15 protein-coding genes and 1 pseudogene are annotated in these 13,348 nt (G+C 25.2%); all 16 read right to left on the minus strand.

Annotated features, from left to right (window positions below; all coding sequences use genetic code 11):
* A pseudogene (locus XO12_RS03410) lies at nucleotides 1-580 on the minus strand (hypothetical protein); the annotation flags it as partial.
* 10 nt (nucleotides 581-590) lie between these two features.
* On the minus strand, nucleotides 591-1,256 hold the full coding sequence (locus XO12_RS03415; RefSeq protein WP_047266940.1) for a hypothetical protein: 666 nt from the start codon (nucleotides 1,254-1,256) through the stop codon (nucleotides 591-593).
* A gap of 143 nt (nucleotides 1,257-1,399) precedes the next feature.
* Nucleotides 1,400-3,679 (minus strand): outer membrane protein assembly factor, encoded by a 2,280-nt coding sequence (locus XO12_RS03420; RefSeq protein WP_047266939.1) that lies wholly within the window; start codon nucleotides 3,677-3,679, stop codon nucleotides 1,400-1,402.
* On the minus strand, nucleotides 3,676-4,227 hold the full coding sequence (locus XO12_RS03425) for an ATP-binding protein (RefSeq protein WP_052913319.1): 552 nt from the start codon (nucleotides 4,225-4,227) through the stop codon (nucleotides 3,676-3,678). Before XO12_RS03425 ends, XO12_RS03420 begins: the two co-directional genes overlap by 4 nt.
* Nucleotides 4,215-4,934 (minus strand): PHP domain-containing protein, encoded by a 720-nt coding sequence (locus tag XO12_RS03430; protein WP_047266938.1) that lies wholly within the window; start codon nucleotides 4,932-4,934, stop codon nucleotides 4,215-4,217. The genes XO12_RS03425 and XO12_RS03430 overlap by 13 nt, the downstream gene beginning before the upstream one ends.
* A 1-nt stretch (nucleotide 4,935) precedes the next feature.
* Entirely contained in the window at nucleotides 4,936-5,271 is a 336-nt protein-coding gene (locus XO12_RS03435; RefSeq protein ID WP_047266937.1) for an iron-sulfur binding hydrogenase, read from the minus strand.
* Nucleotides 5,272-5,288: 17 nt separating this feature from the next.
* Nucleotides 5,289-6,230 carry a CBS domain-containing protein gene (locus tag XO12_RS03440; protein ID WP_047266936.1) on the minus strand — a complete coding sequence of 314 codons (942 nt, stop codon included), beginning with the start codon at nucleotides 6,228-6,230 and terminating at the stop codon, nucleotides 5,289-5,291.
* The gene (locus XO12_RS03445) at nucleotides 6,220-6,597 is read right to left on the minus strand and encodes a DRTGG domain-containing protein (RefSeq protein WP_047266935.1); all 378 of its coding nucleotides are present in this window, start codon (nucleotides 6,595-6,597) and stop codon (nucleotides 6,220-6,222) included. Before XO12_RS03445 ends, XO12_RS03440 begins: the two co-directional genes overlap by 11 nt.
* Nucleotides 6,594-7,277 carry an FAD-dependent thymidylate synthase gene (thyX, locus tag XO12_RS03450; protein WP_047266934.1) on the minus strand — a complete coding sequence of 228 codons (684 nt, stop codon included), beginning with the start codon at nucleotides 7,275-7,277 and terminating at the stop codon, nucleotides 6,594-6,596. Before thyX ends, XO12_RS03445 begins: the two co-directional genes overlap by 4 nt.
* A complete protein-coding gene (locus tag XO12_RS03455) occupies nucleotides 7,270-8,466 on the minus strand; it encodes a hypothetical protein (protein ID WP_047266933.1) in 1,197 nt (398 codons plus the stop codon). The genes thyX and XO12_RS03455 overlap by 8 nt, the downstream gene beginning before the upstream one ends.
* Nucleotides 8,467-8,473: 7 nt before the next feature.
* A complete protein-coding gene (locus tag XO12_RS03460; protein WP_175419674.1) occupies nucleotides 8,474-9,856 on the minus strand; it encodes a DUF342 domain-containing protein in 1,383 nt (460 codons plus the stop codon).
* Nucleotides 9,857-9,859: 3 nt separating this feature from the next.
* Nucleotides 9,860-10,279, minus strand: coding sequence for an ATP-binding protein (locus tag XO12_RS03465; RefSeq protein ID WP_047266932.1), 420 nt, complete (start codon nucleotides 10,277-10,279; stop codon nucleotides 9,860-9,862).
* 9 nt (nucleotides 10,280-10,288) lie between these two features.
* Nucleotides 10,289-11,086, minus strand: coding sequence for an epoxyqueuosine reductase QueH (locus tag XO12_RS03470; RefSeq protein WP_175419675.1), 798 nt, complete (start codon nucleotides 11,084-11,086; stop codon nucleotides 10,289-10,291).
* Nucleotides 11,083-11,595 carry a ComEA family DNA-binding protein gene (locus XO12_RS03475; protein ID WP_175419676.1) on the minus strand — a complete coding sequence of 171 codons (513 nt, stop codon included), beginning with the start codon at nucleotides 11,593-11,595 and terminating at the stop codon, nucleotides 11,083-11,085. The genes XO12_RS03470 and XO12_RS03475 overlap by 4 nt, the downstream gene beginning before the upstream one ends.
* The gene (locus tag XO12_RS03480; protein ID WP_175419677.1) at nucleotides 11,576-12,346 is read right to left on the minus strand and encodes a hypothetical protein; all 771 of its coding nucleotides are present in this window, start codon (nucleotides 12,344-12,346) and stop codon (nucleotides 11,576-11,578) included. Before XO12_RS03480 ends, XO12_RS03475 begins: the two co-directional genes overlap by 20 nt.
* Nucleotides 12,346-13,341 carry a hypothetical protein gene (locus XO12_RS03485; RefSeq protein ID WP_047266930.1) on the minus strand — a complete coding sequence of 332 codons (996 nt, stop codon included), beginning with the start codon at nucleotides 13,339-13,341 and terminating at the stop codon, nucleotides 12,346-12,348. Before XO12_RS03485 ends, XO12_RS03480 begins: the two co-directional genes overlap by 1 nt.
* Nucleotides 13,342-13,348: the final 7 nt, after the last annotated feature.

A 13,348-nucleotide genomic window follows, 5' to 3' on the forward strand; every position in this document is an offset into this window, starting at 1 on the left:
TATTTTCTATTTTATTTTCCACTTTTATTTCTTCTATTAATTTAAAATCTGTTTTTTCGCTTTTTTCATTTTTTCCCGCTTCTATCATTTCTTTTAATTCTTTTACTTCTTTTTTTATCCCTTCTGGTAATTCCTTTTCTTTTCCTATTAATTCTTTTATTATTTTATTTACTTTATTTATTTCTTTGGTATTTTTTGAAAAAACAACACTTTCCAGAAAAATTTTTCTGGAAATTTTTAATTTATCATTATTAAAATTTTTAACATTATTATTTTTTTTCATAAGATTCACACTGAAGGATTTAAATTTGAAGTTTTTTCGTACAGGTTTTAAGTTTTTCCCTAATGGGATTTTTTTTATTTTATTAGAAGATTTTTTTGGTAAGTATATTTTTTTTATACTAATTGAAAGTTTCTTTATAAGTATATTATTATTTTTTTCTAATGTATTGTTTTTATTATTAACTATATATTCATTAATATTAAATTTTTTTGAATTCGTGATTTTTTCTATCTTTTTATTTTGTTTGACACTAACTTTGTTATTTAAAACATTTGATATTAATAAATTCGTTGTCATTTTTTCCCTCCTATTTGTTTTTCACCTCCCCTATTTTTGAAATAACATTTGCAGCTTTTGTTGGATTAATTTGGGCTAAAGCCTGTATTATTTCCGCTGCTGTATCAGAAGGTAATATAAGTAAAGCATTTACAATTAAATCAATACTCACTTCATCCCTTGATAAAGCTACTGCTATATTTGCAGGAGTCGAGGAGGCAAACCATTCTGCAAGTTTATTAATTCTATATTTATAATCTTCAAAAACCTTTTTTTCTTCTTCAAATAATTTTTTTTCATTTTCAAATACTTTTTTTGCTTCTTCCAATTTATTTGAATCATTTTGAATTTGAATTGAAAGTTTTTTCAATTCTTCCAATTGATTTTTTATTTGTTCACTTTTCAAATCCAACTCTTTTAATCTTTCATCAATTAATTTTTCTTGTATAATGTATGCATTTCCTACATCTAAATACTCATATTTTACTTTATCTTTGAGAACAGGAACTTTTTGTAGCATATATGCCACAAAACTTTTCCAATCTTTATCTATACTAAGATTTAGTATTTTTAATCTATTAAATTCAAAATTAATGTAAACGAGAGAAATTATTATTAAAGTTATAAATATTGACCAAAAAAATAAGGAAATCAGTCTTTTTAATCTTCCAGATTTTTTTTCTTTATCTTTAGCCACGTTTTTCACTCCTTTTGATTTTTATTCAATGTATAGTATATCAAATTTTTTCAAAATTTTTAAGTTTTTTCATCAATATATACTATATTAATAAATACTATAATCTATTATTGTATAAAAAAAAGGGCATAATTGCCCTTTTATCAGAATACAGGACCAAAACCAAATGTCCATTTAAATTTATTATTTGTATCAAATGCCCCTTCAAATCGAATTGGACCAATCATTGGTAATGTTAATTTCACACCTATTCCATATGACCATAAATATTCTTTTGTTAAATCCACATTATTTGCATTTCCTATATCAAAAAATAAATATAAATCAACGGGGACGTTCTCTCTGTTTAATTGATACTGAATTTCTGTATTATTTAATGCCATCATATTTCCTGTTCTGGTTGAAAAATCATATCCCCTAATAGTATACATTCCACCCAAATAATAATCATATAAATCAAAATCATCTTTCACATAACCTAATTTAAACCTATTTGCAAAAGTAAATTTATAATATGTTTTGAAAATTTTATTTTCCATATATCCACCATAATAATATTCATTAGTATTTAATGTGTTCAATCCGCCAAATATCTGAACATTGTTATATAGCCCATTATAAGGTCTGAACGGATAATCAAGTCGCGAATATGTATATCCGATTCCGCCACTTATTTGCTTTTTTTGTAAAATAGTTTTCGAATTAAATTTTGTTTCGGAATAACTAAAATTCATATTTATATTATTAAAATCATCTATATTGTAATTAGGAGATACAGAAAAAGATATTTTATTTGAAACTGTTGCTTCTCCACTTATATTTTCCTGAGGTATCCCCACATTTTCATCGTACATTCCATATTTTAAATCTGTTTTAAATGAAAATTTAGAACCATATAAATTCTTTATTCCATATCCTCCATTAAAAATATACGTATTGGATAACGGATTAATATTGGTCGAAATGTTAAATGTCTGTCCAAATCCAAACGGATTAGCCCACTGAAGCTCTATCTGGCCAAGAAATCCCATATACCATGGTGCGTTTTCTGGCATTGTATATGTTACTCCTCCAACAAATTTCCCTGGCTTGTTTTTCTCGGTAATGTCTATTTTAAAATCCACTTTATCTCCAATTTGATTATAAGGATATATATTAACTTTTCCAAAAAAGCCTGTTCCTGATAATGCATAATATGTATCCTGTATATCCTTTGTTTTTATAACTTTACCTGAAGTTAATTTTATCGCCGGTTTTATCAAATAATCTTTTGTTTTCTTCTCTGGATTAACGTTTATAGTTATTTCTCCAACTTTATATTCTATTATTTTATATACTAATTTATTAGTTTCATATTCTACATTTATATCAACAAATGGATATCCTAATGTATTATAATAATCTTTTAAACTTTTTAAGCTATGTAATATCTCGATGTTTGTAATTGTTGAATTTTCAGAAATTTTAGATTGCTTTAATTTATTTAAAATTTCAAACTTTTGAATACTCTCATTTCCATCAATATCTATTTTATTTATCAAAGATGGTTTTTCAAGTATTTTTCTTAAATTTCCTGATAAAACTATTGTTAAATCTCCACCTGGTGTTTTCTCAATATTTATAGGTTTTATAGATATTTTTGTATCTTTAGAAAAATACGGAAGCTGTTGTAATGACTGAAATATTCTTTGAATATCTTCAATTTTAGGATATGTTGCTTTTACATCTGATCTGAATAAGAAAAATTTATCTTCCCAATCTTTTCTAAAATTAAATCCAAATACCTTTTTTAATTCTTTTTTATCTATTTGTTTTATTTCTCCATCTAATTCTATATCCCATAAATCATATTCTTTTATGACATAAACCAGAGTATTTTTATCTGATTCCATTTTAGAATTTATTTTTGTTGCCTCTAATGTTATTCCATCTGCATTTAATTTTATATTGCTGAATACTTCTATATACATATAACCATTTTCATTATAATATTTCTTTATTTCTTCTAATCCTTTTTTATATTCATTTATATTTAAAGGTTTGTTTTTTTCTGTATATACTTTTGTAGCTATTTTAGATAAATCAAGCAATTTATCTCCTAATACTTTAAATTTAACGTTTACAACTTCAGGATTCAATTTAAATATAAATTTTAGCTCTTTTTCATCTTCTAAATAATTGTATGAAATAGATGAAAAATACGGATATTTCTTTTGAATATTATCTATAGCCAGCTTTATATCTATATCACCAACTAATGAATTATCTGTTATATCATATTCTGATAATACTTTTTTTAATTCATTTTCAATAAATGATATTTTTCCATTTGTACTTTCAAAGACAACTTTTTCTACTGTCATTAATGAAAAAATATTGATAAAAAGGCTTAAAACTACAAACAATAGCAACTTTTTTTTCATTTAACTACCTCCTTAATTTGTTTTTCTAACTCCATTATATATTTTTTTATTACCAATAATTCTCTTGGATTTGTTATATCAAAGGTTTCATTCAAATACTTTGTTTCTATTTTATATCCGTTTTTTAAGAAAAACCTTGTTATTTCCCATGAAAATCCATTACTTCTATTTAAAAGATTTAATAACATTTCTGTTATATTTCCAATTGGTTGACAATCTATGTGCTTTAGATTAAATTCTGCTATAACTGTAGTTCCTTTATTTTTTTTAGAATATATTTTAAAATATCCTCTTGTTATCTCAGCTGAATATTTTAAAAAAGACAACCCAAGACCAAACTTTTTCTTTCTTTGTTTTTTAGTTGTATAAAATGGATCAAGTGCTTTTTTTATCTCTTCTTCACTCATCCCTTTTCCATTGTCCGCTATACAAAATCTAAATATATCTTTTGTTTCAATTATTACTAAATATCCGTTATCTCCTCCAGATTTAATCGCGTTCTCACATATATCCAGTATATGATCACTAATAGTTCTCAATGTTGCCAAATCGGTATCACCTTACTTTCATATATAGCTTTTTTAAAATTATGGAAATTTCTTTTGTTTGCAATTATTTTACACGATGGCTTTAGTTGATCTGGTATATGCGCATCTGTATTAATAATAAATTTCCGAAATCCAACTTTTTTAGCTCTTTTCATTTCTTCTTCTGACTTTATTTCAACAGCATCCATATTTATGGTTTCCGGCGGAATGCCCAGATTTGTTATCAAACCATTATATCTGAAAATATGTGCCGGAATAAATAACGAGTTATATTTTTTAGATAATTTGTATATTTTTTCTATAGGTAGATTTGTAGCACTTCCAAAATATGGAGTTTCAATTATTTTTTTAAATTCACCTTTTTCATCACACAAAATTTGGTATCCTAATTTTTCCTGATCATAATCTTTTATTATTAAATGTTTTTCTATAATTTCACCAAATTCTTCTGCATCTTCTATATTTTCAAAATAAACTAAAATATGCACTTCTTCTCTGGTTGTAACTTCTATTCCGGGTATAACTTTTATATCTGTTCTTTTTAAAGTTTCTGAATATAGTCTTATATGCCGTGCTGTGTTATGATCTGTTATTGAAATCCAATTAATCCCATTTAAATACTCCAGAAAAATATCGGGTGTCATTGTTATATTTGCGCATGGAGAAATTACAGTATGTATATGAAAATTTCCATAAAATTCTGCCATTTTATTCCTCTCTTAATTCATTATATATTATTCCTGCAGTTTTAAATATATCATATTTGCTTTTTAATAGATTTATTTGATTCTCTTTTGCTTTTTCTATAGTTTCTTCTTCGTATTCAAATCTTTCTGGTATTATTATTGTGTTTGTTTCAACAATAGAAGCTACTGCTACAATATTTGGATGTGTTTGATGGGTTAACCATATTGAACAAGAAGGGGCGTTACGCATTATTTCACTGAGTAAATCACCTATATATCCATTTTTTATTTCAACATTTTCATTAAATATATATACTTTTTCAACATATCCATTTTTTAATATTTTTGACAATTTCATTTTTTCACCCCGTTGTTTTAATCTTTATAAAATAACATTTCTATTATTACTCCTTTTCCTTTTTCTGAAATTATTGTCATTTTATCCGAAAACCTTTTCATATTTGGAAGGCCCATTCCCGCACCAAAACCCTGAGATCTGACGTCCTCAGAAGCTGTAGAAAATCCTTCTTGCATTGCTAATTCAACATTCTCAATTCCTTTTCCGTAATCTTTAACCAATAATCTTATATTATCTTCAAAAATCCAACAATATATTTCACCATATGAATTTGAATGTATCACTACATTCGCTTCCGCTTCATATGTTGATATGGAAATCTTTCTAATTAGTTTTTCATCTATACTTTTATTTTTTAAAAAACTTTTTAATTTTGTTGCACCTATACCGATTTTTTGTATATCATTATAGCTTATTTCAAATTTAAACGATATTTTTTTGTCATCTAATATTTCATCTGTTAATTTAGAGATATATTCCTGGTCTAATATTTTTTCTCTTCTGTTATCATGAATGTATATTGTACCGAGTTTTTCAAACAACCACGATATAATATCGTATTTTGTAACTATACCTATAACCTTTTTTTCATCATTTATTACCGGATATCTTCCAAAATTGTATTTTCTTGATATTTGTATAAAATCGGCCAGAGTATCTTTTTCATTTAACACTTTAACCTCTTCTGTCATCCATTTTATCACAGGATCTTTTAAATTGCCTTTTTCCAATACATTAATTATATCTTCTATACTTATAATACCTTCTATTTTCAACCCTTTTTTGACAACTGGCAATCCTGAAATTTTTTTTATTTTCATTATATCTTTTACCTGTTTAATAGAAGTTTCTGGAGTAACAACAATAACTGGTGAAGTCATTATTTCTCCGATTTTCGTATCTGAAAACATTTCTAAAATTGTTTCCAATAATTTACTTTCTTTATTTTTATTTTTCATTTTCATCAACCTTGTCTGTTTCCATTGCATCTTTTATCCCATATTTGTATAATTTTGCACATGTATAATACATAGAATAATCTGTTGTTAAAATAGGAATTTCACATTCTTCAATTATTTTTAAAAATTTTTGCGGTATTACTTTGCCTCTAACAAATAAAACAGCACTCGCATCAACCACTGAAGCTGTTGTTAATGTTTGAGGAGTTGCTAAACCTGTTATTATCAACATATTTGGTTTCGAAAAAGCTAAAAAATCACTCATTAAATCTGATGCTCCGGCATATTCTATTTCTATATACTTTGCGCCTTCTGGAGAATGTATAAATCTTGCATTTATTTTATTCATTAACTCTATTAAAGTCATCTTAACAAATCTCCCCTATATTCAAATTTTAAAAATGCTTCATATGTCCATGGCAATTTCTCTTTAAATATTTTAGCCAATACTATTGCATATTGTTGTATCTCCCATTGAGCATGAGAATCTGCTCTGAGATTTAAAAAATTCATTAAACTTCGTGTGTTTACCGTCCAATAAAATTGTGTATATTGTCCAACAGGCAAAACCATTCTTGCCATTTCACGGGAGACACCCATATTCAATAATTTTTTATAATTTTCATATGCTTTATTATAAAAACCTTCTATTATATTTATTGCTTCATCAAATAATTTAGCATCATTTGTTTTTATTGATCCTTGTTTGTTTCTAGTATCCTGTATTCTTATGTGATCCGGAATATAAAATTCTTCTGAATATTTAGTTGTGTACCTACGTGAAATTTCATTATAACTTCCTATTCTATGTCTCATCCACTGCCTTGCAATGAAAATAGGTGTTTTTACATGAAATGTAAAAACCTGATGCTCAAATGGGCTATGATGCTTATGCTCCATTAAATAGAAAATTAATTTCTTATCTCTATTATTATCAGATAATTCTTTTCCATATGAAACTCTTGCAGCTCTTACCGCTGCTTTATCATCACCAAGTATATCTATTAATTTTATAAATCCTTTATCCAGAACCTTTTTTTCATTCATTATCCTCACCTTCTTTACTAACTTTTAAAAGAAAATCTTTTTCTTTTCTTTCTTTTCTTTTTTCATAATAAATTAAAATGCTTATTGAAATTATAATAAATAATATTATTGGTAAAACATAGTTTAAAAACACTTCTATTTTTACTTCTGTTCGTAAATCAGAAAGTGCTTTCTTAGCTTCTTCTGAAATATTAGCATCTAATGTCACGGCCTTGTTTAAGGCAATTCTTGCCAATGTTTTATATTTTTCTCGATCAACTTTTAACATTGATAACGCCCATTTTGACATTACCCTTGAACTTTCGGATTTATATTTTAATGCTTTTTGATAATAGTTCATTTTCTGAATATTTGTATCTGCATAATCCCCTAATAATTCATATGTTAAAAATAATATTCCCGCATTTCTTGAATTACTAAGAATTCTTTCAGTTAATATTTCTTTTGCAAAATCTTTATTACCAATTTCAAAAAAATATTTTGCAATTAATAATAATATATTTTCTTTGTTTTCAGGTTCTTTTAAATAAATTCTAGCTATTTTTTCAAAAATTTCTTTATCCTCTTTTTCCTTTTTTAATTGACTTGATATTATCAAAAATGTTTCAACTATTTTTTTATTATCCGGGAACTCCAGAACACCTTTTTTTATAATATTATAAGCTTCTTTTTTATCTCCATATATATTGGACTTATATAAAAAATTCGCTTTATAATAAACGGTAAATGGGGCTTCCCCCATTATATTTTCAATATCTTTAATTTTGTTTAATATTATTTTAGCCAACTTGGGATCCCCTGTAATTAACCACTGGCTATATTCAAATTCTAAAAGTAAGCTTTTTATTAGCAATGATTCAGGATATCTTATTTTTAATTCCTCAAACCTTTTTATTGGCTCAATTGTAGTTTGATGATTTATAGAAGACATCGTATCAAAAACTTTTTTTTCCACTATAGCTAACTCAGTATTATAAGTAACCCTTAATTCATTGGCAGATTTCAAATATCCGCTGTATCCTGTTTCTAAATATTTTTTTAAATACCCAAATATTTTTATATTTATTTTGTTATAATTAATCATTTTATCAGAATCAAAGGTTTTTATATAAAATTTTCCTATATCCTCGCTGAATATCGTTGTAATAGATATCATTATAACAATTATTAATATTTTAAATTTTTTCATAACGTTTTTATTCCCCCTGAACATATGCATGAATTTTTATTTCATCATTTATATTCATAACACGAACACTACTTAATCCTTTTTCAGGACTTAATAATTTATTATTAACTCTTATAGAAACTCCAGAATATAGCATCTTTCTTGCAATAACTACTCCCGAACTTTTTGACTCTTCAATTAATTTTTTTAATTTAACTATTTTTTTTCTATTTTCTTCAACTCTACTTTTTATAGTTGTCGCTCTATCTATTAATTTTTTTAAGTATAATACAGTTTCATTTTTTATTTTCATCTGCTTTATTTTTTTTAATAACGAGTTGATTTGAGGGGTTATAGCTTTTAACTCTGTAGTATCTCGTTTTGTAATTTCAATTAGATTTGTATATTCTTCAAATAATTTTGGATCTACACCTACATCTATTTCTGTAGAAACACCCATTGGACTTCCAAGATAATATGCTTCTACCTTTTTTAATGCTTTTATATGCCCTCCCACAATTCTGCTATTATATCCATCCAATATTACCTCTTTTGCAGAAAGAACTTTACAATTAATCATTGCCTTATCTATTTGAATCTTTTCTTCTGCTTCTAAAATAGCATTTTCTGCAAATTTTGCAATTATATTTTTAGCCTTTATATATCCTTTATTTCCACCTTTTATACCATTAACTTTTACCATTTCTTTAGAAAATACTTTAGCTAGTTCCACTTCTCCATATATTTCAATATCACCATCTGCTTCAACAATAAAATCAGGTCTTACAGAACCTGTTATTATCACTTTACCTGGAAATTGTATATTTCCTGTATTAAAATCAACATCTCCTCTAATTTCATATACTTCTTCTATTTCAATACGTACAGTACCATCTATATCCTTATTTATTTTCAATTCTCCTGACGATGTAGCTATAATATTGCCTTCTTCATCCTTTTCAACATTTTTTCCTAACACAACCTTTGCAGGATTTCCCGGAAGACCTGGAATTTTTTGTCCATAGACATCTTTCCCAGGCTTTCCTAATTTTGGCGGATGTATAAATCCTATCTTTTCGCCTATTCGTACCGTTACAATATTTTTAGCAAATTCTCTGAAATCTATCTTTTCATTATTTTTTATTTCCTTCTTTTCTTTTTCTAATTTATACAATTCAACATAACCTGATTCTCCTCTTTCTGGCATTGTTGCTTCCGCTACGACTATAGATTCATTATACGTGGGATTTAAAGCCAAACTTCTTAAAATATCATATTTAATACCGTGTTTTACTCCTGCTGAATGAAGAATCTTTAATAACTCACCATCAGTAGGAATTCTTCCATCATATATTAAAGTCATGTATGCTCTAAGTTTATCTTCAGACACCTTTATTTTGGTTATAGCCATTCTTTAGTCCCCCAAATTCTTTTTTAGTATCAATAAATTACCTTCTTCATTTATATCTTTCCACATCATTTCATCAAAAACCTGAGTTATTATATGAACTCCCAGACCGTGATCCTTTATATCTTCAAGATCTCTGGATTTTACGCTGGATTTGTCGATTTTCTCACCAAAATCGCGGATATAAACACTAAAAATATCATTTACAATTTCAAATTTTATAAAAATTTTCCTATTCTCGTCAAACTTGTAAGTATGTTCTATTACATTTGCCACAGCTTCATTTAAAGCAAGTTCCATAAAGAATATTTGCTCTTCTTCGTTATAATCATTTAACTTTAAAAAGTATTTCATTGCTTCTCTAAGAATTTTTATATATTTTGTTCTGCTCATTATTTTTAATTCAATACTTTCTAAATTTTTCATAATATCCCCCTAAACAATTATAATTTTTGATTTCCAGTTTCCTATTTTGTTTCTTCCGTTTTTTATATTAAAATCTTTCGCTATTTCTCTTCGCATTATTATAATCTTTGGTTTTAAATATTTTAATACTTCTATTCCATATTCATAAAGATATCCAGGATATAAATCTTCTGGAATTTTCAGCAAATCTTTATTCATTAATTCTGTAAAATCAAAATCAAGCATTTTGAATAATAGTTTTTTTCTTTTTTCTAAGGATTTTTTTCTGATATTTTCTGCTTCTATTAAGGAATATTCACATCCACAATATTGTTGCCTATATATATTATTTATTTTACAAAATTTTGCTCCTTCTGAAATTGCATTATTTGATCTAAAATTGTTATAATAAAACTTTATGTTGTATCTTTTTTCTAACTCTTTAGCAATATTTTTTATATCTTCATGATTTTTTCTTGGACTGGATAATAAGGTAGTTGAGAATATTTCATATCCATTTTTTTTAGCTTCAATAACTGTTTTCTCCATTCTCATATACATACACTTATAACATCTTTTTTGTTCGTTTTTCACATCAACATTTTCCATAGAATCTAAAAATTCTTTATGGTTATAATCTATTGACTTTTCGTCGAAATTCCACATTCCTTTCAATTTTAAAAAGGCCTCATATCTTCTTTCATATTCTTCAAATGGGTATATATTTGGATTATAAAAAAAAGTTGTATATTCTATATTGTTTTTCTTTAATTTTTTATGAGCTAATACTAAATCTGGAGCACAACAAACATGTAAAAATATTTTCAAAATTCAACAACTCCCTTTATTTGTTTTATTTGAGAACTGTTAATTCCTATTTTTCTTAATTCTTCCAGATTTTCAATTCTTTTTATTTTTCTATAATTTATTATTTTTTTAGCACTCTTTTCTCCAATTCCAGGTAATTTTATTAATTCTTCATATGAAGCTGTATTTAAATTTATTTTCTCAACTGTTCTTAATATATATATACTTTGAGATATATAAAAATATTTCTTTATTTTTTGATATGTTTTCTCCCCAATTCCAGGAACTTTTTTCAAATCTTCAATAGAATTAAAGCCATATTCCTCTTCATATTTTTTTATTTCAGTTGCTTTTTTTATCCCAATTCCAGGAATTTTAACAATTTCATCTATTGTGAAATTCGATAAATCAATTTTTTCATATTTACTATACTGTATATCTCTACTTTCCTCATTATTAAACAAATATATTAATAATGCTATTAAAAAAATAATTATAACTATAATTACTTTATTCATTCTCATTCTCATTTTCATTTTCCCCAACTAATTCAAAACTTTTTAAAAATCTATCTTTAACACTTAGTCCTGTAAGTTGTAATATTTTCTTTTCATCTATTCTTTTCAAATATTTCTTTGCATTTTCAATTTCTGAAAACAATCCAGAACAAATAGCAAAATAATTTTTACCACTATTTTTAAATCTTCCTCTATATACAAACACCGGCAACCCTGCATTACGTAAAGTCAAAGCCGTAAAAAACGCATCCTCTTCTGTTAAGTACAGTCTCAGTTGAACTGTATAGACCTTTTGTATTCCAAAATTAAATGATTCTGAATAAAAAGAATATAAATTTGTTGCTACTTTTGTTAAAAAATATTTTTTTTCATGTTCTAAAGAATCAATACTTTGAAAAAATGCTTCTTTTTCATTTAATAATTTAATTCCTCCATTTTCCGAATTTTGAAAACTACTTTTTGCTTTTTTTATTAAATAATACATATCTACTTTTTCTTTTTCTATTATACCTTTTGGTTTTATATTAAGAAATTTTTCTATTTCAACAATATTTAAATCTTCATTTAAATTACTTTTTAATTTATTATTTTCAGTTTTTTTAGTATCCGGTACTTTTTTTAATTCATTAATCTTGATTTCAAGATTTCTTATTTTATATTTTAAATATAACGTATATGAGGTAGTTATGGCCAATATTGTTGGAATTATTATTAATAATATGGTAATCACAATCAAAGTCCAATTTTTTTGTTGTCTTCTCATCACAAATATCCACCTCTAAAATATTCCCTTACTTCTTTTAAAATATTTTTTAATTCATCATATGGAATCATATATTCTATAATCTTTCCAGATGATGTAAAAAGAGCAAAATTGTTATTACAATAAAATTCCTTAAAATCTATGTGCTCAATCAATTTATATGGAACATTAAAATTATTTATAATTTCTTTTTCAATTTTTTCAAACGTTTCAAAATCTAAAAAGCCATAATACCATGATATATATAGTTCGATTATAAAACTTATTGCGAAAATTTGAGTATAATTTTTGTTAAACCCGGATTTTTTATTATAAAATAACTTTATTATTGTTTCGCCCGGAAAAAATTTATGTTCATTTTTTATGTAATATATCCATTGTTTTAAAGAATAAAAAATAAAATCTTGTAAATCTATATCTGAAAAATTCATTTTCGAATAATTCAATGCGAGTTTTGAAATTTTTGAATTTAGTATTTTTCCTATTATGTATGGTATAACAAACATATTTTTTACTTCCTGATTGGAGAGTGTTTCAAATAATATAGTATCTATAATTATTTTATTCGGATATCCCTTTTGAATTAAATAATCTTTTTTCCAATTGAAATTTAAAAAAAATTCTCCCTTAATTGGAAGCATTATAGCAGAACTTATTGTAGTCGGAAAAAAATTATACTTTTTAATACCTAAATTTTCAAGAATATATCCAGAAAATTCTAAAACACTATACCCACCAAAAATATTCACAGAATTTATTTCATATTCTGAAAGCTTTAATATTAAGGTCAAATATTTATCTAAACTTTTTAAACTTTCATTTCCAATCAATGATATTGCATTATTAATATTTAATTTATTTATTAACTCTATTTTCTTGTCAAAAATTATATAATTATTATATTTTTTGTCATTGATATATTTTTTAAAATGATTATAATCAATTATAATTTCAACATTTCGTACATCATCTATTTCAAAAAAAGTTTTTTTCAATTTGGTC

This window comes from Marinitoga sp. 1154, from assembly GCF_013363285.1.
GTDB lineage: Bacteria > Thermotogota > Thermotogae > Petrotogales > Petrotogaceae > Marinitoga.

What these genes read in the sequence shown, in the direction of transcription:
- XO12_RS03420 (WP_047266939.1), bottom strand. Translation starts at nt 3,679, where the DNA reads ATGAAAAAAAAGTTGCTATTGTTTGTAGTTTTAAGCCTTTTTATCAAT.
- XO12_RS03430 (WP_047266938.1), bottom strand. Translation starts at nt 4,934, where the DNA reads ATGGCAGAATTTTATGGAAATTTTCATATACATACTGTAATTTCTCCA.
- XO12_RS03435 (WP_047266937.1), bottom strand. Translation starts at nt 5,271, where the DNA reads ATGAAATTGTCAAAAATATTAAAAAATGGATATGTTGAAAAAGTATAT.
- XO12_RS03440 (WP_047266936.1), bottom strand. Translation starts at nt 6,230, where the DNA reads ATGAAAAATAAAAATAAAGAAAGTAAATTATTGGAAACAATTTTAGAA.
- XO12_RS03445 (WP_047266935.1), bottom strand. Translation starts at nt 6,597, where the DNA reads ATGACTTTAATAGAGTTAATGAATAAAATAAATGCAAGATTTATACAT.
- thyX (WP_047266934.1), bottom strand. Translation starts at nt 7,277, where the DNA reads ATGAATGAAAAAAAGGTTCTGGATAAAGGATTTATAAAATTAATAGAT.
- XO12_RS03455 (WP_047266933.1), bottom strand. Translation starts at nt 8,466, where the DNA reads ATGAAAAAATTTAAAATATTAATAATTGTTATAATGATATCTATTACA.
- XO12_RS03460 (WP_175419674.1), bottom strand. Translation starts at nt 9,856, where the DNA reads ATGGCTATAACCAAAATAAAGGTGTCTGAAGATAAACTTAGAGCATAC.
- XO12_RS03465 (WP_047266932.1), bottom strand. Translation starts at nt 10,279, where the DNA reads ATGAAAAATTTAGAAAGTATTGAATTAAAAATAATGAGCAGAACAAAA.
- XO12_RS03475 (WP_175419676.1), bottom strand. Translation starts at nt 11,595, where the DNA reads ATGAGAATGAGAATGAATAAAGTAATTATAGTTATAATTATTTTTTTA.
- XO12_RS03480 (WP_175419677.1), bottom strand. Translation starts at nt 12,346, where the DNA reads ATGAGAAGACAACAAAAAAATTGGACTTTGATTGTGATTACCATATTA.